Source organism: Psychroflexus sp. MES1-P1E, assembly GCF_002836055.1.
Classification (GTDB): domain Bacteria; phylum Bacteroidota; class Bacteroidia; order Flavobacteriales; family Flavobacteriaceae; genus Psychroflexus.
The window spans coordinates 1-21,396 of record NZ_PJBS01000156.1 but is presented as its reverse complement, the minus strand read 5'-3'; the positions used below and the strand labels follow the sequence as shown (position 1 = coordinate 21,396).

The following is a 21,396-nucleotide window of genomic DNA, read 5'->3' as shown; positions in this document are numbered from 1 at the left end:
TTTAGTTTTCAAAATTAGTAAATGGAGTATTGATGATCCTTTCGATTTCTGCTTTGGAATTGATAATATCTAGCATAGATTGCAGCAATTCGTTTTGTGCAGTGTAGAGTTGTAACTGAGCTTGTCTAAGTTCAAAACTCGTACCAACTCCTTCTTTAAATTTGATTTGGTTTTTGCGTTCAATGCGTTCTGCAAGTTTCAGATTGTCTTTCGATAATTCATAATTGTCTATTGCAAATTCAAAATTGCTCTTTGCGTTATTTAACTGAAGTTTGATCTGGTTGACGGCCTGTACCTTTTGGGTTTCAGCTTTTTCCATTTCAATTTTAGCTTTTTGAGTTCGAGCACTTCGTTGAAGAGAACTGAAAATGGGAACATTTAGGCTTACCCCAATCGTGGAGAATTCAAACCAATCGGCTCGTGAACTAAAGAATTCAAAATCCTCCCCAAAACTGGTTTGTCCATAGTTTGCAAAAGCAGATAAGCTGGGCAGTGCTTTGCTTTTTTCAAGTTTCATTTCCAACTCTCGCTGCTTTACCAGATTGTCTGCAATCTTAAATTCGATGGTGTTTTCGACCTGTAAATATTCCGTTATAAGTTTTGCTTCCAAAGCGTCTCTATTGGCTAAGTTTTCTAAATCTTCCAGTAATTCGACTTTAGTAGAAATAGGTAAACCCAACACCATATTGAGGCTTTCTTTTGAAATATCCTCCATACGCTTGGCATTATTGAGCTGACTTTGTAATTGCTGGTAAGTAATCTGAAGTTGCTCTACATCTTCTTCCTCGGCAAGACCGTTTTCAAAAGTGATTCGCGTTTCTCTTAGGTTTTCTTTAGCAGTCTCTAGGTTACTATTTATAATACCAATAGAGTTTTGAGTGAGTAAAACATTGCCATAGGCACTCACCACATCTTTTCTTACTTGTAGCTTAGTGCGTGTTTCATTATTGTCTGAATACTCTAAGAAAGTTTTAGCAGCTTGAAGTGCAACGATATAAGAGCCGTCAAATATAAGTTGGTTAAGCGTCACCGAAGCATTCATATTTTGTCTAGGTGAAAACTCTACTGGAACAAAAGTTCCAGGCTCGCCACCTGCAAGTTCTGCAGGAAGTGGAGTTTGCCTAATGATAGGATTATATTCATAAGTTAAATCACCATCGATTTGAGGTAAACCTTCGGCAGTGGTTTCCCACTTTTGTTTTAGCGCAATAGCCACATCGCGTCTGGCGTTGATGGTAGCATAACTGCTATCAATAGCAAAATCTATAGCTTCCTGTAAGGTGAATCTATAGCTCTTCGGCTCATATTGGTCCTGAGCATATATGCTCATACTTAGTATGGCTATGAGACTGAAAATTAACTTTTTCATTCTAGTTGTTGTTTTTCTAGTTCTATTAAGCGTTGCTTTCCTTTGGTATCTACGATACTTCTTAGGTGGTAGTTTAAGAATTCTTCGTAAAGTTCTTTAGGGGTAAGTTGGCTGTCCTTAAAGAGTTTTTCATCTTTTAGATTTAAAATGCCTGAGATGTAGATCTTGCAAGTAAAAACCTTGTGTAAATCTTTTCTATAATAATCATCTTTTACACCACGATCGATATTTTTGCTGATGGATTCTTCCATCTTGCAGACTTGAGATTGTCGCATTTTATCGTAAATCTTTGGATAATACTTTTGAAACTGAAATTGAGGCGAGGTTTTTTCATTCTTAAGCCTTTTCATTACTACCTTTTTAATCTCGAACATTTCCTCAATAGGATCTAGCTGCTGAATTTGAACTTCGTCTATTTCCTTGTGAATGCGATCTCGAATGTAATAGGCGACTTGTTCGACTAAGTCCGACTTGTTTTTGAAATAACCGTAAAGGGTTTTTTTGGACACACCAAGCTCCTGAGCCAGATGGTCCATGGTGACGCTCTTGAAACCGAATTCCAAAAACAAATCTCCTGCTTTGTGTAAGATATCTTGTTTCATTTAAGGAAGCAAATCTAAGCACGGAAACTTTTTATACAATAAAAGTTTCCAAAGTTTCGCTAAAATTTAACATTAGGCTTTAAATCATTAGGTAGGGGACTGTTGGAAAAAAATATGACCATAGAAAAAGGCTTTATTCACATTGAATGGAATAGAGATTAAATTCAAATTATAAAAGGATGGGATTGAGCTGTTGTTGATATGGCATTTCAGACTAACAAGCATAGCTCATCAGGATTGTGTTTGAACATAAAGCCTAGTCAAATTAAAGCTCATTATCGTATGACTTCCTTATTAACTCTGCTTTACTATTAATTTCTAGTGTCTTGTATATGTTTTTAATGTGAGTGCGAACAGTGTCTATGGATATAAATAAATCGTTGGCAATCATCTTATAGCTTTTACCAGCAACAATGCCAGTAACTATTTCTTTTTGCCTCTCGGTAAGCACAGTGCTTTTAATCTGCTTTTGGGCAAAGTGGTTTGCTACTTTACGTGCAATCGCTGGTGACATATAAGACCCGCCTTGGTGTACTACCAGAATTGCTTCTAGTATTTTTTTAAGAGGTGTTTTTTTAGACAAATAGGAGCAAGCTCCAGCACATAAAGCTTTATAAATACTATCGTTATCCTCAAATGTGGTGAGCATAATGATGGATACTTCTGGCAATTCCTTCAAAATTAGGGGGATCCCTTCAATCCCCGACATTCCTAATAAATTGATGTCTAAAAGGATGATTTCGGGATAGTTTTTAGAGAGTTCTATAACTTTAATAAAATCTTCAACCGAGGCTGTAATGAGCAAACACTCTAGGTGGGGTTGAGCATTGAAGTAGTCCTTCAGGCTCTCCTGAATTAAGGTATCATCTTCTATAATGGCTAACCTAATGCTGTCCATGTTCTATGCTTCAAAACAGTCTAACTTTAAAAAATACTGCTAGTATTAGTAAATATATTCTAATAAACTAGCTTGTGCAATCACATTAAGATGTGGTTTAGAGTGTAAACGGCAAAAATAGCTTCACCTCAAATCCGCTTTCCTTATCAAATTCCAGTTTCCCTTTAAGGTTTACAGCCCTCATAGTCATATTAGATAAGCCCAATCCTGTTGAGGTATAGCACTCCTTTTTATTCCCATTATCCTTTATAATAAGCCAGGAACCTTTAGTTTCGTTGGTAATAGTAACAGTTACATGAGTGGCGTCAGAATGGCGTAAAATATTGGTGATCGCTTCTTTATAAATCAAAAATATATGCTGCTTGGTGGGTGCTGATAATTTTTTATTTGGGTTTTTAACACTGAAACTATCCATTTGAAAGGAGATGTCTTTTGGCAACAATAATTCTTCGGCCAACTCGCGCATGCGCTCTAATAAATCTTCGATGGTTTCGCGTCTGCTATCGATACTCCACACCAAATCTCGCATCTGTGAAATAGCATTCCTGCTAATGCCTGCAATTTTTTGAAGTTTAAATTTGTCGGTTTCACTGGCGTTGATTTCCATAAGTTCGGTTTGCATAGCGAGACCAGATAATAATGAGCCAACATCATCATGTAAGTCGCTTGAAATTTTAGTACGTAGTCTTTCCATAGCTAAAGCTTGTTGCAATCGATACCTGAAAATTGAGTAAGCTATGCCAGCTAAAGTCAAAAAAATCAGAGCCATAAACCACCATTTTTTATAAAATATTTGACGTACAGTAATTGGAATTGATAACATAGAAGCACTATCAATTCCTTGGGAATCTTTTCCTTTTATTTTTAAGATATAGTCACCTGCCGGCAATTGGTTGTAGCGAATTGACGCCGAGTTGCCTTGGTAAAACCAGCGGTCTTCAAAGCCTTCTAGTTTTGTGCTATATGTGTTTTTTTGATTTTGAAAATAGCTTGGCATCGTCCAATTGATTTCAAAGTACTGATCGTAAGGAGATAATTCTAAAACTGTGAATTTAGTTTTGATATAATCTTCTGTAAAACTAGATTTATTTTGGTTGTTATACCTTGACGCACTTAGAAGGCGAAGTTTTGGTGGATTTGATTCTCTAAATATGTCTTCGGGCTTAAACGTATTTAACCCATTCATTCCTCCGAAATAAAAATGACCTCTGCTATCTTTAAAAGAAGAGGCATAATTAAACTCGTAATGTGTTAAGCCATCTTCGGTGTAATAATTTTGAAAAATTTTGGTGGTTTTATCAAAATGAGATAAGCCATTATAAGTACTTATCCATAAGCCATTAGCATCGTCTGATAGCAAACCAACCACATTGTTATTTGGCAGTTGTTGAGATTTGGTAAAGGTTTTTACCCTATTGCCATCTGCTGAAATATGATCGAGACCACCACCATAAGTCCCAACCCAAAGGCTTCCATCGGTATCTTCTTCAAGAGATCGAATACTATTTCGTGAAATATATGGAGTCGTTTTTGTTGTAAACTTCTTCTCTAAGCAACCCTTTAGATGCACTTTTAGTAATCCGTCGTTTTGAGTTCCTATCCAAATAAGACTATCTATTTTACTTTCTTCAAAATACATGTAGTTTGAAATATCATCCTCTATTTCAGAATCCTTAAATAGGAGCGTGCTTGTTTCGTTTTCTATATCAAAAAGTACTAATTGTGATAAACTTTGACCAAAAAACAGTTTACCGTCTCTCAATTTAATCAACGGGTTTTGGCCCTTAAAAGTAACGTAGTTTCGAAATTCATCGTAACGTTTTACGCTGCCATCCTTTAGGTTTATTTTCATTAAGGTCTCCCCCAACGTAAAAACATGTTCTTTTTTGTTGTCTACAACAAAAAAATTAGCGGTGTGTTGAATGGCCTCTAAGTCCACTTTATCCAATTGGATTTGCAGTGTATCCACTTCACCATTTAGGGTTTTGTATAGAAGAGTATTGTTATTTTCGCATTTCGCAAAAATTGTCCCGTTTTTATCTTCAAAAATACCACGCATGGTATTTCCCCAACCTTCATTTTTGGACTTAAATAAGGGTTTAAAAAGTTCATCGCCTATCCGTATTTTAAAAGAACCATTATCTGTTGCAACCCAAAGTAATTTGTTAGCATCTATAAACAGATCTCTAATTATGGAATACTTAAATCGAGCTTTTAGCTGGACTGTATAGTCTGTAAACTCACCTTCCGGACTCATCCGGTAAAGCTCATCTAATCCGGAAAACCAGATGTGTTTTTGATAATCTTCTATAGCATTATAAAATTGAATGGGTTTATCAAGGATGCGTTTATGAGTGAGGTTGTCTTCATCAAAAATATGAATACCGCGTTCCTTTTGTGGAAAATAATAGTGAATATTACAAGAATCATAAAAGGATATATTAAATTTTAAATCGGTTCCAAACCACTTAAAACTTGATAAATTAAATTTGGCTTCTAAATTTCCATCGGGATCAAATTTTAAACTTCCATTAGAGGTGCTCCATAATATATGACTGTTGGAATCTGAAATTAATCTGGTGTAATCAACTTCTCCCCTTAAAATAGAATATTTAATTTCGAACCGATCACCATTAAATTTTTGAAGATATTGTTTTGCCTTTCCTTTTTTGGCGGTCTTGTAATCATCACTTACAATCCAAAAGCTACCATCTTTATTTTTTAGAAAGAATAAAACGGAACCCATGATGTTATGAGTTTTATTGTAAGTTATCGCTTTATCAGTTAATGGATTGAGCTTAAAAAGTTCTTCATTGGCTATATACCAAAGCTCATTGGTAGCATCATCAATATCCAACCCTCCCATAATATGTTCTTTTTCAATAAAAAGGGGATTACTTTTATTTGAATTATAGGTTTTGATATTATATCCATCATAACGCAGCAAACCAACCGCTGTGCCCATCCATATAAATTCGTTCTTGTCTTGAGTAATGGATTTGATGTCTCTATAAGGTAAACCTTGTTCGGTTGTAAAAACATCAATTTGTGAAGGGTTTTGAGCATAGAAAGAATGGACTACCAAAAGTAAACCCACTTGCAATACTAAAACGAACAGGATTCCGAAGAATTTCAAAACGTGCTGATTAACTGTTTTATGAACGTTAACTTCCAAATGTACAAAAAGTTAGCTATCAATATCACATGAACATGTGATTGACAAAATTCTAAATATGGGTTAGTTTAGTCCTGTTAATTCAGAATATTAATACCTATTAATTTAAAAACAACCCAGCATTAAAAACTCAAAACAGAACACGTTGCATCTTGGAAGGAAATTCATAAAGTCCGCACCAACCAAAAAAATGGCTACGTGAGCCAAACTTTTAGAGTCATCGATGGTGACTTTAAAGGCGATTGGGTATCTGTTTGGGGTACTTACACGTTTACAGAAAATGGTATTGAGATGAATTCACCTTATCAACTTACAGCAATGGTTGCCAACGGAAAAATTGTAAGGTCAAGTATTTACTATGATAGATTAGCTATTAGAGAAGCAATGGGGTATGGATTAGCTGCCAAGCAGAACTAGTAGAACATCTATTTTAAAGGCAATATCAAAAATCTTTATAAGATTGGTGATGTTGTCTTTTTGTTTTTTTAAATTAAGATTAGCTTCAATACCATCGGTTAGTCACAATACTACATTGAAGTGTATGCATAATGCATATCTAGAAAAAATCACCACCCAATACCACATCAATATGTGATTGACAATTAACTTATGGATACTTAATTTAGCTAAGTCATAAAAACTAATAGTATCAATTCTTAAACTAAATTTTCATGAAAAAAGTAGGTGTTATAGGTGGTTCTGGCTTTATTGGGAGCTATGTCACAAAACAGTTTTTAGATCATGGCTTTGAGGTTAAAGTGTCCTCAACCGATCTTTCTCAAAAAGAAAAATACAAACATTTAAAACAACTCAATAACTCAGATCGCCTAAGCTTTAGCGAGCTTAATGTTGAAAATAAAGTACAACTTAAAACCTTTATCGCCGATTGCGAGATTGTTATTCATGGGGGAACCCCCTTTTTATTGGATTTTCAAAACGCAGATACTCAATTGTTCAACCCAACCATTAAGGGAACAGAGAATTTTCTAGAAGTCATCAGTGCGAATAAAACTATCGAAAAAGTTGTTTTTATAGCTTCGGTTGCGGGTTGGAATACCAATTTTCCATTTCCAGCGGAAGGTAAAAGTTTTACCGATACATTTGATGAAACAGAAACCCGGTTTACTTCAACCGAAAGTCATCCGTATGCGCAAGCCAAATTTATGGCTAATCAACTGGTGGAAAAATTTATAAAAGCCAATCCAAATTTAGCCTTCGAAATTACAACGGTTTCTCCTGTGGGCGTTATGGGGAAATCACTTTCCAATCGAGAAGATTCTACCTCAGGAGGTTTACAGTTTTTAATTAAAAATAAAATTGCGCCAGATGATTTTGTAAAAATGTTATTTGACAATGACATCCCTTTTTCTCTGATAGATGTAGAAGATGTTGCTGAAGCTATTTTTAAGGCTGCTACAACTAAAGGCCTTCATGGAAAAGATTACCTATTGGCTAAAGAAACCTATAAAATATCGGATATGAACCTGATGCTAAATCAACAAGAGCCAAAAGAAAGTGCGTCTATTGTGTATAAAAACGATTTAGCAAAAAAAGAATTGAATATGGATTTTAAACCTGTCAAAGACTGTTTGTATTCATTTTAATGAAAAAATACTAATAGAATTTAAAGATCAAACTCATAAACACTAAAAAGCTATTATTTATTTTGATAATTATTGGGATGACAGCTTCCTTTACCGATACAAATACGATTAAAAAAGACATCAAAATGTACGGACAGGTTTGGGATGAATTTATAAATAAAAGGCAAATAGATAGTCTGAACGACATTTATTTTGCGAAGACAAGTATAACAATTTTAAGCTCTGAAAACATTGGAGGGGTTGACGATTTTAAAGCCTATTATAAAAATCTAATAACGGGTTTGCCTGATCTTGAGTTTAATATTTCTAAGGTTTTCGAGCAAGATGAAAAGGAGAAAACTCAAAAGGTCTATTTTATGAACTAATATTAAAAAAGGGTAAAGCCGAAAACCTTAATAGAGTAGGCACATAAAAACCAATCACTATGAAAAATATAATAGTATTTTTAATGGTCGTCCTTTTTGGCTCAAGCGTTTTCGCGCAATGGGATTACCCAACGACCAAAAAAGTAGAAGTAAGTGATACTTATCACGGGATTACCTATAAAGACAACTATCGCTGGCTCGAAGACATGAAAAACCCCGAAGTTGAATCGTGGTTTAAGCAGCAAGCTGATTTTTCTAACGCTACAATGAACACCATCAACGGCAGGGACGAATTGATTGCCGAATGGCGAAAACTGAATAATCTACAACCTGCCAGCTATTCTAACCAAACCATTAAAAATGTCCGCATTTTTTACCAAAAACAAATGCCCAGCGAGAAAGTGAGCAAAGTGTATTTCAAGGAAAGTTTGAACAGTCCTGAAGTGTTGCTGTTTGACCCATTAACATTTATTGGAGGCAAAACCTTAATTGTTGAATCCGCAATGCCAAGTCATGATGGTAAAAAGATAGTGATCGGCTATTCTGAACAAGGTGCAGAAGTCTCAACCCTGCAAATAATGGATGTTGATTCAAAAACTTTTATGAAAGACAAAATTCCTGCAACAGCCGGCGCTATGGCTTGGAGTTTCGATGATAGTGCCATACTGTATATGTGGATAAAATCTGCCGACAATAATGATCCCGAAGGACGACTGAATCCAAAAACAAAACTTCATAAAATAGGAACGGATTATAAAACCGACGCCGATTTTTTCAGTAATGAAACCTATCCGAACTTAAATATTGAAGCAAAGTCATACCCTTATATTGTCTTAATGGATGAAACAAAAGATTATGTTTTTGCTGGCGAAGGCACGGTACAAAACGAATTGAAAATGTGGTATGCGCCCATAAGTGAATTCAATTCAGGAAACATCAATTGGAAAAAATTGATGGACACATCAGATAAGTTGATTGGGCAACCGTCCGTTTTGGATGGTAAAATGTATGCTATTACCCATAAGGATGCTGAAAATTATAAACTCGTTTCAACAGACTTAAAAAATCCCGATTGGGACAATGCAACCGTTGTAGTTCCCGAAAACACAATGGTTTTAAAGTCTGCAATACGCTCTAAAGATTATTTATTATTGAGTTATAGTGATGGTATTAATATGCATCTTTTCAAATTTAATCCAAAATCCAATAAAACATCAAAAGTTGAAATGCCATTAAGTGGTACGGTTTCTTCAAAATCTATAGATATCAAAACCAATGAATTCATAGTAGGAATTACCTCTTGGAACAAACCCTACACCGAATTTTTATTTAATGCTGAAACAGAAAAATTCACAGCTAGCCAATACAACAAACCATCTGTCTATCCTTATGAATATGATGATCTTGTGGTTGAGGAAGTAGAAGTAAAAGGTCACGATGGTGTGATGATTCCCTTATCTATCATCTATAGAAAAGGCACAAAAAAAGACGGCTCCAATGTTTGCTTTATGAGAAGCTATGGCGCTTACGGATATAGTATGACGCCTTCTTTTAATTCTATAATAAACGCATTAGTAGTAAAAGGCGTTGTGTATGCCGTTCCGCACGTTCGTGGTGGCAGTGAAAAAGGTGAAGCTTGGTATAAAGCAGGCTATAAAACCACCAAACCAAATACGTGGAAAGATTTTATTAGCTGTGCCGAATATATGATTGACAAAGGCTATACAAAATCTTCAAAATTATCTGGAATGGGCACAAGTGCTGGTGGCATTTTAATTTCAAGAGCCATTACCGAACGGCCCGATTTGTTTGCCGCAGCCATTAATAATGTAGGATGCTCCAATGCAATGAGAGGCGAATTTTCATCAAACGGACCAGTCAACATACCAGAATTTGGAACCGTAACAGACCCAATTGAAGCGAAAGCATTATATGAAATGGATGGTATGCAACACGTAAAAGATGGCGTAAATTATCCGGCAGTTATCTGTATTGGCGGTTGGAACGACTCTCGTGTTGCCGTTTGGGAACCTGCAAAATTTGCGGCAGCCGTTCAAAATTCAAGTGCTTCCGGCAAACCTGTATTGATGAAAGTGAATTACGATAACGGCCATTTTACCGAAGATAACGAAGTCACTTGGGCAAATTTTGCCGACCAATTGGCCTTTGTGATGTGGCAAAGTGGGCATCCGGATTTTCAGCTTAAGTATTAAAAACAAAACTATTTAACAACCACTAAATATATAGATTATGAAAAATGAATGATGCGTTAATTACTGCCATCAAGATAGAATTAAAACTAGAAAATAAATAAAGACCACTACTTTAAAAAACATACCCTATCCTAAAGTCAAAAAAGTCTGCAACGTGCAAGTGTGTTTTTAAGTTAAATCCTGCAAAAACATGTTTTGTAAAAAGATAGCTGAGTCCATAGCGTTGGTATACTGCATCTGTAGAGCGATTCTGGTTAAAATAATACACCCCTAATTGTTGGCTAAAGGTAACGCTGCCTAACCAAAACTCATGGCCTCCTAAAAACGCCCCTTGACTGAAGTCAGCATTGCTTCCTTCTAAGTTAAGGCGTTCTTTCCTGGAATAGTCAAAAGTCCACTCGGTTCCTGCTGTTAACGCACTTCTGCCCCCAACCCATTTTGCATAGTTTCCTTGAAAACCTAAAACATAGAACTTATCTTTATCTCCCACATTGGCATTGCTCCAGCCTGAAAAATGCACCACTGACCATCGTGTTTTGTCGTCTGGAGGCTTCCGCTTTCCGTTTTTTGTAGGGGAGGGAAACTCAATGGGCTTAAGACTGGTGTTTACTCCTATATTTAAACTTGGAAAATTTAATCCTTTATTGGGGGTTCTTACCCCTCCGTTGGAAATGTGATTGTATTTGGCTGCTAATCTTAGATTGAGCTTGTCTGTTAACCTGTAATTCACGCCTACTCCTAATACAATTATAAAATTAAACAAGGTACTGTAAGACTCGTTTAGAGGATTGTCTATTTCATCATATTGCTGGGTTAAAAAGGCACCCCCAAGGCCTATTCTTACAAATAAATTGATTCGTTTTTGAGTTAGGAAGTAAGGCTCTATATAGGCTAAAGGCATAATACCTATACCAAGCACTTCAGGGTTATCCCAATCCCAATACGCAAGACTAACTCCTACTCTGGGAAAGCAATTGCAAAAGGCCCAAGATTCTTGTGTAATCAAGTGTTTACTCCAATCCAATTGTATGGCAAAGGGATAGGCGTTGTCAATTTGTCTAAGCGATTCTGTATGTTTTAATAAATTAGCATAATCAAAACTCACCCCCAAAACCATAGGTCTACTTTCGGTGAAAATGCCATCATATTGAGCTTTAGTCACAAAGCTTATAAAATTAAACACAATTAAAAACAGCATTAATTTTTTCATAATGAGATTGAAGTACACTAAATTAAATTATTCTTTGATAGATTGAAGATAAAAATAATTAGCATAGCTTTAGTTGCGGTAATAATTTTTGATAAAAAGAAGGTGAAAAAAGCCCGTGCCGAATTTGTTTCGGTAAAACGATTTATTGCGACATTATAGGTTTAATTTGGTATAAAATTAGTGCGAGCAAAAAACCAAATGATAAATGGATGGATTTAATATAGTCATGGTAATTGCAATCATTCTATTCGCAAGACTAGGAATGCGATTGGTGAGGGGATATATCAAAATGAAAAAAGATAAAAAAGAGGATCAAACTCTTTAAAAAATCCATCAAAACTTATTTCTGGAGAATAAAACAAGTAACCCTTTCAAAATAAACAGAAAGTCATTAGTCATTTGCCTTAAAATGCTCCTCCCGTTTTAGGTCGGCTAACCTTCGATAAATGATTTTTTTGAAGGTTGAGGTTTCATCATTATCAAACTGAGTCTCGTAGCGTTTATAGTACGCTAATTTTTTATCGGTATCTGTATAGAGTCGATCTGCGGTCAACGCCATTTCTACATAAGCTCTTTCAAACTTAGGGGATTCTCCTATGGCAAGTTCTAGCAACTGTATACCTTCTTTTAATTTGTCTTGCATGATCTTGCCAAAGCTAAAGTAAAACGCTTCTGGTCCAAGCTGGTGTCCTTTAACCCAATGGAGAGCTGGGCATGGCTTTCTGCAGATTCAAAATCCTTAAGCATGGAATATACTTTTGTTAATTGATGGTGGTATTTAAAACTGTGGATCTTGAAATAATATTTTGCCAAAGCATAGGCGGCAGCTTGATGATTAGGGTCTTGTTGTAAAGCCTTCAAATAAAATATATCCACAGACTTAGAGCCTTGCTCTGCTTTGGTAAGTCCCAGTTGGTAAGAGAATACTGGATTGCTAGGATAGCGATCATGAAGCTGAGTAAATAAACTATCTGCAGGTTTAAATTGGTCATCATCTTTTAAATGCTTGGCATATACAAATTGATATCTGGGTTTATCATCTTCTGGGAATAAGGTCTCCCGATAGGCGTCTAATGCTCTGTTATAATACCTTTTGGCGTGAAGACTTCTTGCTTTAAGTATTTTAGATTCAAAGTGAGTAGGGGGGTGAGTCTTCATAATTCTCAAGGACTTTAGAATACTCCCCGACAGCAAACAAACTATCTAGATCCTGACCAAAACAAACTTGTACACCTCCAAAAAGGTGTACAAGAATAAGAAGGATGAAGTTTTTTTTAATCTTCATCAGACACCATAAAAACAATAGGCAAAGAGTAGAGAACACCCACTTTCTCACCGCCCTGTTCACCAGGTTTCATAGTGGGTAATTTATTGATGATTCGTTCCCCTTCAGCTTGGAGTATCGGATGTGGAGCCCTAGCTCTTACGTCTACTATTTTGCCAGTTTTGTCAATTTTAAATTGGACATAAACTCTATTCGTTCCTTTAAGTCCTAAACCAGAGGCTAGATCGGTGTTGAAGTTCTCATTAACAAATTGACTTATCTCTTTACTCATGCATTCTTTGCGTTCAACATTAGAGTCTAAGCTTTCACAACCTGGGAAAACGGGAACATTTTCAATAACGGCAAAGGGCACATCTCCAATAGCTTCTTCTTCTATCACTTCAATGATTTCATCTTTATTTTTTATTTCTTCGAGAAATTCATCGTAAGTCTGAGTTTTAAATTTTTCAAACACAGCATTATCAGAATATGTAATCCTAGTTCGCTCAGTGCTTTTTTCTTCCATTTTTTCAGCCATGAAAATCATATAAACATTTCGCCTATAGAAATCTTCTTTGGAGTTAATCTCATTGTCTTTTTTAAATTCAAACTTATTTGGCATATCGTCTGAAAACATTCCGTATTTTTCAACAGCGTCCTTAAGCTCATACATATACTGGGCTTTGAGTTGTTCTGCTTCAGATTGCTTGGAAAGTTGCTGGATATCTTCCTTGCTTTCCTCTTTACAGGCGGTGTACATAAGCATTAAAGCGACAAGTGGTAAAATCAGAAGATACTTTAATTTACTTCTGGAGCTGGAATTCTTTTTTTGTAACATCATAAGTCTTAATTTTAATTGTGAATGGTTAAAAAACGAGTTGGAAAATTTAAAATTTTGTGTCCCAAAAGCTTGGTTAAGTAAGCTTTGGGCATACTCTTTCTTGCTTATGTGCTGAGCCGCAACTGCATCCGCTTGAAGCTCATGCACCAGTAATAGCTCTCTTTTCAATACATGGTGGGCTGGACTAAGCCACAGTAAAGTGCGTACTATTTCAGAAAATAACAGGTCAACTCCATGATTGGCTTTGGCATGTTCCAGCTCATGGACGATAATTTTATCCCGCTGGTCTTTAGTAATTTGGTCTCCAATAAAAATGGAATTCCAAAAGGTAAAAGCAGTATTGGAGGATGACAAGCTGTAACATTTTATGTTCTCTCTATAAGACTCAAAAGTTGCAGCTGCTGTAAGTTGCTTAAGTTTCCAATACCCTATGCTGAATTTGAGGCAGAATATACTTAAGCCCATAAGATATACAAGCTTCAAAAACGCGTCTAGAGTCCAAGAGGACGTCTGGGGATTAGAGGTTTGCCCTGAAGCCGTTAAGTTCACTTCCTCACCCATCAAAAAATAATTTTGTAATTGAGAGGCGGTTTGTTCTGTGGAATTAGCACTCCCCAAATCGAAGGCCAAAAAACCTAAGTCTAACAGGGGAAGTATAAAAGAAAGCAAAGCAGTCCCAAGCAAATACAAGCGGTTATAGGAATAAAAGGTTTCTTTTTTAAAAACCAGATAGAGTCCTAAAAAGCAACTTTGAAAAAGGATAACATCCAAGATATAAAGTCCCATTAGTCTTCGGTTTTATCGATGTCTTTAAGTATACTTTCCAAATCTTTGGCGCTCATATTTTTCTCTTTTACAAAAAAGGAAACCATGTTTTTAAACGATCCCTCAAAATAGGAGTTTACCATCTTTTTCATACTGGCTTTCTGGTAAGTAGATTTGTCAACAAGGGCAAAATATTTAAAACCTCTGCCTGCTTTTTCATGACCTACAAATCCCTTGTCTTCCAAAATTCTTATTATGGTCGACACGGTGTTATAAGCAGGTTTGGGTTCTGGCATATCAACGATAAGCTCAGCAACACGTGCATTTTCTCTTTGCCATAAAAGTTGCATAATGTCTTCTTCGGCTCTGGTGAGTGGTTTCATAAGTTATAATTTTTGACTAATATAAACTAACATTATAGTTAAACTAATATATTAGTTGTTAAAGTTTGTTTAAGATGGTTTTGAAAAACCTTAGATTTACTCCACAATTTTTGAACTTATGGCCACAATTTATCAAGTAGATGCATTTACAGATCGGCTCTTTAAAGGAAACCCCGCTGGAGTTATGCTTTTAGAAAACGGATTTTTGGAAAAAGATCTCATGCAAAATATCGTTAAGGAAATGAATGTGTCTGAAGTTGCTTTCGTGGTTCCTAGAGAAAAAGAGTTCGATATTCGATTTTTTACTCCAAAAGCAGAAGTGCCTCTTTGCGGACATGCAACCTTATCTGCAGCTCATATTCTTTTTGAAACTGAACACGTATTATCCACAGAAGTGATTCGCTTCAACGCGATGAAGGATGTGTTGGAAATTAGATCAATAGGAGGGAAACTTCAGATGAAGTTTCCAGAGTATGAGTTAAAACCAATTTTCATTCTAGCAGCTGACCAAAATCTATTGAATATAAACGTGGAGGAGGCTTTTGGAGTGACCAACGATTGGAATCTATTGGTATTATCCTCGGAGGAAGAGCTTCAAAATTTTGTTCCTCAAGCCAAGCAACTTCAGGATTTAGGTCTTGGTCAAAGCATATTTACAGCAGTATCCAACACCCCAGAGAGGGATATTGTTTGCAGGTGTTTTGTGCCAAATTTGGGTATTCTGGAAGATCCCGTTACAGGTTCTGCTCACTGTGCTCTCGGGGTATATTGGTCTAAAAAACTGAACACATCCTTTTTGAAATCTGAACAAATTTCTGAGCGTAAAGGACAATTAAAACTCGAGATGAAGCAGGGTAGTGTCTTTATTTTAGGAGAGGCTAAAACCGTTTTTAAAGCTGAACTTTACATATAAACCGATCTCCAATATATTTTTTGAAAGCTTCGCTCCACAACTCTGTAGACTAAACGCTCCAAAAAGTCGTCGTGTCTCATTAAGTCTTGAATTTCCTTCTCGTGAATATCTATTCTATACAACAGATGAATAAGGCTTGCTGTTTTCTGATGCATCAGTTCAGAAAAGAGGGGCTGCAGCTCGATCCATAGTTCTTCTGGTGTGATTTTGGTTTGCAGTTCGATATCACTAAGCCCAACCAAGGCGATATCTTTATTGAGTTGTTGAATAAGCTGCTCCCAAACCTCGGCATACTTGTCTAGCTGGTCAATAACCTCATTAAGTTCTGAAGGGCAATTCATTTACATCTTTCGGTTCATCAAGTTAGTGCCAAATTGTATAAGGAAGTCTTTTCCTTTTTGAGACACATCGATATCTTCTAAGCGCTCAAAAGCCATTTCAGTAAAGTCTTTTATTTTGGCTGTCGTTGCTTTTCCCGCACCAGAATCTTCAAAGATTTGCTTGGCAGTTTCTATTTTACTAGAGGGGTTTTCTGGCGAAATAGTGTAGAGATGTTTCAGTTGCTCTGCGCTACTTTGGTCTGCCAACTCCAAAGCTCTTAGGTATAAGTAGGTTTTCTTGTTTTCTATGATGTCTCCGCCTATTTGTTTTCCAAAGACGGCCTGCTCTCCAAAGGTGTCTAAATAGTCATCTTGGATTTGGAAGGCAATACCTAGAAGTCTTCCGAACTCATAGATTTCACTCTGTATACTTTGAGATACATCGCTTACAATAGCACCCATTTTTAGAGCCGCACCTACCAAAACAGCGGTCTTATATTCAATCATTTTAAGGTATTCCTCAATAGTGACGTCATCTCTTTCTTCAAAATCGACATCATACTGTTGTCCCTCACACACCTCAATAGCTGTTTTTGTGAAGAGTTCTGCTAAGGGCTTGAAATGCTCTGCCGGATAATTTTCAAACAATTGGTAGGCATTGATGAGCATGGCATCTCCAGAGAGAATTCCTGTATTGATATTCCATTTTTCATGGACGGTTTGTTGTCCTCTTCGCAGAGGGGCGTCGTCCATAATATCGTCATGTACCAAAGAAAAATTATGAAAAATTTCAATTGCTAGCGCTGCATCCATTGCTTTTTCTCGGCCTCCACCAAAAATATCGGCACTCATTAAGACCAACACAGGTCTCAGTCGTTTTCCTCCGAGTCCAAGAATATACTCTATAGGTTCATATAGATTTCTAGGTTCTTTCTTCGGAACTTGAGCCTCCATATATTCTAAAAAAGACAACTTATAAGCTTCTAAATCCAACATCAATTTTTTTGTGCTAAAATAAATCTTTTGAAGTTTCTAACTTGTTTTTTATAAAATTGTTTGCGATGGCACCTCGATTTTGTTTAAGCCTCAAGGCTTATCGCAGAAGTAATGATAAAATTATTCCAAAAGAAGATAGTTTTAGATAGAAATCGTAATTTTGTAAGACACATTACAAGACGTAATACCAATATGGACAAATATTCCTTTTTAAATGCGATGTCTCCATCGCTATTAGCAGATCTTTATAATCAATATTTACAAAATCCTGACAGTACAGAGCCAAGCATGAGAGCCTTTTTTCAAGGTTTCGACTTTGGTTTAGAGTCTGGAGAACCTCTTGGAGAACCCTCTAATGTAACAACAACTGTCACCCTAAATAATTCTGAAACCAAAGAAACTGAAAAGATTCAGGTATCAAAAAATGTGCAGAAAGAATTCCAAGTTATTAACCTTATCGATGGCTATCGCCACCGCGGACATTTATTTACTAAAACAAATCCTGTCAGGGAGCGTCGTAAATATTCACCAAAACTAGACATTGAAAACTTTGGTTTATCCCAGTTAGATCTGGATATAGAATTTGAAGCTGGAGAAATTATAGGCATTGGCAAAACCTCCTTGAGAAAAATCGTCGAGTTTTTGGAGAACGTCTTCTGTGATTCTATCGGTGTAGAATACGCCTATATTCGAAATCCGAAAGAAATAAAATGGATTCAAGATAAAATTTATCACAATCAAAATAAGACTCATTTTTCTGATACTCAGAAGAAAAATATTTTAAGAAAACTTAATGAAGCTGTTACTTTCGAAACATTCTTACATAAAAGCTATGTTGGACAAAAACGATTTTCACTAGAGGGTAACGAATCTTTAATTCCTGCTTTAGATACCTTAATAGAAGGAGCAGCAGATATAGGAGTAAAAGAGTTTGTGATGGGAATGTCTCACCGTGGCCGTTTAAATACCTTGGTGAATATTTTTGGTAAAAGTGCGAAAACGATTTTCAACGAGTTTGAAGGTAAAGATTATGAAGTCGATGGATTTGATGGTGATGTGAAGTACCACTTAGGATGGACCTGTAAACGCCAAAGCGACTCAGGTAAAGAAATCAATCTCAACATGGCTCCTAACCCGTCTCACCTAGAAACTGTTGGTTCTATTGTGCAAGGTATAGCGAGAGCAAAGCAAGACGTCCATTATTTGGGAGAAGAACAATATGTTTTACCTATCGTTGTCCATGGGGATGCAGCTATCGCAGCGCAAGGGATTGCCTATGAAATAGTCCAAATGGCACAGCTAGACGGATATAAAACAGGAGGAACTATCCATATTGTAGTGAATAACCAAATTGGGTTTACTACCAATTATATAGATGGAAGATCCTCAACTTACTGTACAGATGTCGCTAAAGTGACCTTATCTCCTGTGCTCCATGTGAATGCAGACGATGCAGAGGCGGTTGTCCATGCGATGAATTTTGCACTCCAATTTAGAATGGAATTTGGTAGAGATGTGTTTATAGATTTGTTGGGGTATAGAAAATATGGACATAACGAAGGGGATGAGCCTAGATTTACTCAGCCCAAATTATACAAGGCAATTTCTGAGCATAAAAATCCTAGAGATATTTATGCAGACAAATTGGAGGAACAAGGGATCATAAATACAGATTACTTGGACCAATTAGAGGAAAGTGTAAAGTCTAAACTTAGCGAAGAATTCGAAGACTCTAAGAAAGATGATAATGTAGTGATTACCGAAATTCTCCAAGAAGAATGGAAGGGTTATGAAGCTGCAGATAAAGATGAGATGCTCAAGCCTGTGGACACCACCTTCGACTTGAATGAACTTTCAAAACTAGCAGAAGCCATCACGACCTTGCCAGAGGATAAGATTTTCATGAAGAAGATAAATAAGCTCATGAAAACTCGTCACACTATGTATTTTGAAAAAAATGAGTTAGACTGGGCAATGGGCGAGCTTCTAGCTTACGCAACTTTATTGAAAGAAGGTCATGATGTAAGAATATCTGGACAAGATGTAGAGCGGGGAACCTTTTCCCACAGACATGCGGTTATCATAACTGAAAATAGCGAAGAAGAGTATATCCCCCATAATAATCTAGGTGGAGAACAATCTAAATTTTATATTTACAATTCTCTTCTTTCAGAATATGCTGTGGTAGGGTTTGATTATGGTTATGCCATGGCAAGTCCTTCGTCGCTAACCATCTGGGAGGCACAATTTGGAGATTTCAGTAATGGAGCTCAAGTCATTATCGATCAATACATCTCCTCAGCAGAGGATAAATGGAAAACGCAAAATGGTTTAGTGATGCTGCTACCTCATGGTTATGAGGGTCAGGGGTCAGAACATTCTTCAGCAAGAATGGAAAGATACCTTCAGTTGTGTGCAAAAGACAATATGTTTGTCGCCAACTGTACCAGTCCAGCAAATTATTTTCACTTGTTAAGACGTCAGCAAAAAACAAATTATAGAAAGCCTCTCATTGTATTTACGCCTAAAAGTCTATTGAGGCATGCACAGGTAATATCTTCAAAAGAAGAATTGGCAGAGGGAAGTTTCCAAACTGTTATTGATGATGCCAAGGCTAAGGTAAAAGAGACAAAGACTCTTGTGTTCTGCTCTGGTAAATTTTATTTTGATCTTAAAAAGAGACGAGAAGAAGAAAAAAGAAATGATGTGGCTTTAGTGAGAGTTGAGCAGCTCTTTCCTTTGCCTAAAGAAGAGATGAATAAAATCATCAAGAAGTATAAGAATGCCAAAGATGTGGTTTGGGCTCAAGAAGAACCAAGGAATATGGGAGCCTACACACATCTTCTGTTGCAATATGATAAAACAAAAGACTTTAGAGTCTGTAGTAGACGTTTTTATGGCTCTCCTGCGGCAGGGAGTCAAGCACGATTCAAGAGAAGACACGACGAAGTTATCGATTATGTATTCGATGCTTCAAAAGACAATTGTTTAAACGACTACAAATAATAAAAACCAAGTTACGAAACACATAATATTATGGCTTTAGAAATGAAAGTCCCTTCTCCGGGAGAATCAATTAGCGAAGTTGAAATCGCAGAATGGTTAGTAAAAGATGGAGACTATGTAGAAAAAGATCAAGCTGTTGCTGAAGTAGATAGCGATAAAGCAACCTTGGAACTTCCTGCAGAAGCCTCTGGAATTATCACCTTTAAAGCCCAAGAAGGGGATGTTGTTCAGGTAGGCGATGTCGTTTGTTTGATTGATACGGAGGCCGAAAAGCCATCTGGTGGTGACGATAAAAAAGAAAAATCTAAGTCTAAAGATTCTTCTAAAAGCTCTTCAGAAGATAAAAAAGAAGCCCCTAAAAAAGAGGAAACGCCAGCTTCAAAAGAAACTAAAGAGGAAACATCTTCCTCTAAAAAGACTTATGCAACAGGGACGCCTTCTCCAGCCGCTAAGAAAACCTTAGACGAAAAGGGAATCGACTCTAAAGAGGTGAAAGGGACAGGTAGAGATGGTAGGATCACCAAAGAGGATGCCGTCAACGCAGAAGCGAAAATTTCTATGGGGTCGCCAGGAGTTGGGAAACGCAGCGAGACTAGAAGTAAAATGTCTATGTTGAGACGAAAGGTTGCTGAGCGTTTGGTAAGTGTTAAAAATGAAACGGCTATGTTAACGACTTTCAACGAAGTCAATATGCAGCCTATTTTTGATCTTAGAACTCAGTACAAAGAAAAATTTAAAGAAACTCACGGCGTTAGTCTTGGTTTTATGTCTTTTTTCACTTTAGCCGTTGTTCGTGCATTGGACAAATTTCCTTCTGTCAATAGTATGGTGGATGGTAAAGAAATGATTACTTACGATTATAAAGATATTAGTGTTGCCGTTTCAGGGCCTAAAGGTTTGATGGTACCCGTGATGCGTAATGTCGAAAATCTTGGTTTTAGAGGGGTTGAGCAAGAAGTAAAACGCTTGGCAACTCGCGCTAGAGATGGTAAGATTACGGTAGATGAAATGACAGGAGGAACCTTTACTATTTCAAATGGGGGTGTTTTTGGGTCTATGTTATCTACTCCAATTATCAATCCTCCGCAAAGTGGGATTTTAGGAATGCACAATATTGTAGAGCGCCCAGTCGCTATAGACGGTAATGTTGAAATACGTCCAATTATGTATGTCGCTTTATCTTACGATCATAGAATTATTGATGGTCGTGAATCTGTTGGATTTTTAGTTGCCATCAAAGAGGCATTAGAAGATCCTAAAGAATTATTGATGAACGGAAATGTAGAAAAAGCCTTAGAGCTTTAGATAACAAGCCTTTCTAATTAAGTTATAACCCTGAAGTTTTGCAAAGCTTCAGGGTTTTTTGTTTCTGTTTTAAATTGATTTTGCCTTCTTTAGCTTTCGTGGGTTTCGATACATTTCTTAAGGGTTTTCATTTGCTTTATACCAAATTAAATTTATAATGTCGTATA

The 21,396-nt window shown here is 36.5% G+C and carries 18 protein-coding genes; 7 read left to right on the top strand and 11 right to left on the bottom strand.

All coding sequences use genetic code 11. The annotated features are described in order from the left end of the window. Position 1: 1 nt before the first annotated feature. From CXF67_RS05825 to CXF67_RS05810, 4 genes are all read right to left on the bottom strand, one after another. A complete protein-coding gene (locus tag CXF67_RS05825) occupies positions 2-1,369 on the bottom strand; it encodes a TolC family protein (protein WP_102087892.1) in 1,368 nt (455 codons plus the stop codon). Beyond that, positions 1,366-1,971 carry a TetR/AcrR family transcriptional regulator gene (locus CXF67_RS05820; protein ID WP_102087891.1) on the bottom strand — a complete coding sequence of 202 codons (606 nt, stop codon included), beginning with the start codon at positions 1,969-1,971 and terminating at the stop codon, positions 1,366-1,368. Before CXF67_RS05820 ends, CXF67_RS05825 begins: the two co-directional genes overlap by 4 nt. Before the next feature lie 265 nt (positions 1,972-2,236). Next, a complete protein-coding gene (locus CXF67_RS05815) occupies positions 2,237-2,869 on the bottom strand; it encodes a response regulator (protein WP_102087890.1) in 633 nt (210 codons plus the stop codon). Positions 2,870-2,966: 97 nt separating this feature from the next. Further along, positions 2,967-6,005, bottom strand: a complete 3,039-nt coding sequence (locus tag CXF67_RS05810) for a sensor histidine kinase (RefSeq protein WP_102087899.1) — start codon at positions 6,003-6,005, stop codon at positions 2,967-2,969. A gap of 237 nt (positions 6,006-6,242) precedes the next feature. Between CXF67_RS05810 and CXF67_RS05805 the strand changes: the two genes are divergently transcribed. The 4 genes from CXF67_RS05805 to CXF67_RS05790 all read left to right on the top strand — a co-directional run bounded on the left by CXF67_RS05805 (position 6,243) and on the right by CXF67_RS05790 (position 10,226). Next, positions 6,243-6,461, top strand: coding sequence for a nuclear transport factor 2-like protein (locus tag CXF67_RS05805; RefSeq protein ID WP_102087889.1), 219 nt, complete (start codon positions 6,243-6,245; stop codon positions 6,459-6,461). Between the two features lie 254 nt (positions 6,462-6,715). Further along, a complete protein-coding gene (locus tag CXF67_RS05800; protein ID WP_102087888.1) occupies positions 6,716-7,648 on the top strand; it encodes an NAD-dependent epimerase/dehydratase family protein in 933 nt (310 codons plus the stop codon). Positions 7,649-7,725: 77 nt separating this feature from the next. Next, positions 7,726-8,013: a nuclear transport factor 2 family protein gene (locus CXF67_RS05795; RefSeq protein WP_102087887.1), complete on the top strand. Its 288-nt coding sequence runs from the start codon at positions 7,726-7,728 to the stop codon at positions 8,011-8,013. A gap of 59 nt (positions 8,014-8,072) precedes the next feature. Further along, positions 8,073-10,226 carry a prolyl oligopeptidase family serine peptidase gene (locus tag CXF67_RS05790; RefSeq protein WP_102087886.1) on the top strand — a complete coding sequence of 718 codons (2,154 nt, stop codon included), beginning with the start codon at positions 8,073-8,075 and terminating at the stop codon, positions 10,224-10,226. Between the two features lie 112 nt (positions 10,227-10,338). Here CXF67_RS05790 and CXF67_RS05785 read toward each other — a convergent pair whose 3' ends face one another. The 5 genes from CXF67_RS05785 to CXF67_RS05770 form a co-directional block, all read right to left on the bottom strand. Next, entirely contained in the window at positions 10,339-11,436 is a 1,098-nt protein-coding gene (locus tag CXF67_RS05785; RefSeq protein WP_257984611.1) for an acyloxyacyl hydrolase, read from the bottom strand. 391 nt (positions 11,437-11,827) lie between these two features. Next, entirely contained in the window at positions 11,828-12,079 is a 252-nt protein-coding gene (locus CXF67_RS18710; RefSeq protein ID WP_257984610.1) for a hypothetical protein, read from the bottom strand. Continuing rightward, entirely contained in the window at positions 12,064-12,594 is a 531-nt protein-coding gene (locus CXF67_RS18705) for a tetratricopeptide repeat protein (protein WP_257984609.1), read from the bottom strand. The genes CXF67_RS18710 and CXF67_RS18705 overlap by 16 nt, the downstream gene beginning before the upstream one ends. A gap of 116 nt (positions 12,595-12,710) precedes the next feature. Next, positions 12,711-14,327: a M56 family metallopeptidase gene (locus CXF67_RS05775; protein ID WP_102087885.1), complete on the bottom strand. Its 1,617-nt coding sequence runs from the start codon at positions 14,325-14,327 to the stop codon at positions 12,711-12,713. After that, positions 14,327-14,689, bottom strand: coding sequence for a BlaI/MecI/CopY family transcriptional regulator (locus CXF67_RS05770; RefSeq protein ID WP_102087884.1), 363 nt, complete (start codon positions 14,687-14,689; stop codon positions 14,327-14,329). Before CXF67_RS05770 ends, CXF67_RS05775 begins: the two co-directional genes overlap by 1 nt. A gap of 118 nt (positions 14,690-14,807) precedes the next feature. Here CXF67_RS05770 and CXF67_RS05765 point away from each other — a divergent pair, with 118 nt between their 5' ends. Continuing rightward, positions 14,808-15,602: a PhzF family phenazine biosynthesis protein gene (locus tag CXF67_RS05765; protein ID WP_102087883.1), complete on the top strand. Its 795-nt coding sequence runs from the start codon at positions 14,808-14,810 to the stop codon at positions 15,600-15,602. On the opposite strand, the gene CXF67_RS05760 is transcribed toward CXF67_RS05765, so the two are convergent. Together CXF67_RS05760 and CXF67_RS05755 are read right to left on the bottom strand one after the other, a co-directional pair. Continuing rightward, positions 15,593-15,943, bottom strand: a complete 351-nt coding sequence (locus tag CXF67_RS05760; protein WP_102087882.1) for a hypothetical protein — start codon at positions 15,941-15,943, stop codon at positions 15,593-15,595. The two genes, CXF67_RS05765 and CXF67_RS05760, sit on opposite strands and share 10 nt — an antisense overlap. After that, a complete protein-coding gene (locus CXF67_RS05755) occupies positions 15,944-16,918 on the bottom strand; it encodes a polyprenyl synthetase family protein (RefSeq protein ID WP_102087881.1) in 975 nt (324 codons plus the stop codon). It abuts the gene before it with no gap. Between the two features lie 192 nt (positions 16,919-17,110). On the opposite strand from CXF67_RS05755, the gene CXF67_RS05750 reads away from it, so the two are divergent. Together CXF67_RS05750 and odhB are read left to right on the top strand one after the other, a co-directional pair. Then, positions 17,111-19,924, top strand: a complete 2,814-nt coding sequence (locus CXF67_RS05750) for a 2-oxoglutarate dehydrogenase E1 component (protein ID WP_102087880.1) — start codon at positions 17,111-17,113, stop codon at positions 19,922-19,924. 30 nt (positions 19,925-19,954) lie between these two features. Next, positions 19,955-21,229, top strand: a complete 1,275-nt coding sequence (odhB, locus tag CXF67_RS05745; RefSeq protein WP_102087879.1) for a 2-oxoglutarate dehydrogenase complex dihydrolipoyllysine-residue succinyltransferase — start codon at positions 19,955-19,957, stop codon at positions 21,227-21,229. Positions 21,230-21,396 lie beyond the last annotated feature (167 nt).

Excerpts from the sequence above, each read along its gene's own strand:
- CXF67_RS05800 (WP_102087888.1), top strand. The coding sequence starts at position 6,716 with ATGAAAAAAGTAGGTGTTATAGGTGGTTCTGGCTTTATTGGGAGCTAT.
- CXF67_RS05755 (WP_102087881.1), bottom strand. The coding sequence starts at position 16,918 with ATGTTGGATTTAGAAGCTTATAAGTTGTCTTTTTTAGAATATATGGAG.
- CXF67_RS05750 (WP_102087880.1), top strand. The coding sequence starts at position 17,111 with ATGGACAAATATTCCTTTTTAAATGCGATGTCTCCATCGCTATTAGCA.
- CXF67_RS05785 (WP_257984611.1), bottom strand. The coding sequence starts at position 11,436 with ATGAAAAAATTAATGCTGTTTTTAATTGTGTTTAATTTTATAAGCTTT.
- CXF67_RS05765 (WP_102087883.1), top strand. The coding sequence starts at position 14,808 with ATGGCCACAATTTATCAAGTAGATGCATTTACAGATCGGCTCTTTAAA.
- CXF67_RS05775 (WP_102087885.1), bottom strand. The coding sequence starts at position 14,327 with ATGGGACTTTATATCTTGGATGTTATCCTTTTTCAAAGTTGCTTTTTA.
- CXF67_RS05790 (WP_102087886.1), top strand. The coding sequence starts at position 8,073 with ATGAAAAATATAATAGTATTTTTAATGGTCGTCCTTTTTGGCTCAAGC.
- CXF67_RS18710 (WP_257984610.1), bottom strand. The coding sequence starts at position 12,079 with ATGCAAGACAAATTAAAAGAAGGTATACAGTTGCTAGAACTTGCCATA.
- CXF67_RS05795 (WP_102087887.1), top strand. The coding sequence starts at position 7,726 with ATGACAGCTTCCTTTACCGATACAAATACGATTAAAAAAGACATCAAA.
- CXF67_RS05825 (WP_102087892.1), bottom strand. The coding sequence starts at position 1,369 with ATGAAAAAGTTAATTTTCAGTCTCATAGCCATACTAAGTATGAGCATA.
- odhB (WP_102087879.1), top strand. The coding sequence starts at position 19,955 with ATGGCTTTAGAAATGAAAGTCCCTTCTCCGGGAGAATCAATTAGCGAA.
- CXF67_RS05760 (WP_102087882.1), bottom strand. The coding sequence starts at position 15,943 with ATGAATTGCCCTTCAGAACTTAATGAGGTTATTGACCAGCTAGACAAG.
- CXF67_RS05820 (WP_102087891.1), bottom strand. The coding sequence starts at position 1,971 with ATGAAACAAGATATCTTACACAAAGCAGGAGATTTGTTTTTGGAATTC.
- CXF67_RS05815 (WP_102087890.1), bottom strand. The coding sequence starts at position 2,869 with ATGGACAGCATTAGGTTAGCCATTATAGAAGATGATACCTTAATTCAG.
- CXF67_RS18705 (WP_257984609.1), bottom strand. The coding sequence starts at position 12,594 with ATGAAGACTCACCCCCCTACTCACTTTGAATCTAAAATACTTAAAGCA.
- CXF67_RS05770 (WP_102087884.1), bottom strand. The coding sequence starts at position 14,689 with ATGAAACCACTCACCAGAGCCGAAGAAGACATTATGCAACTTTTATGG.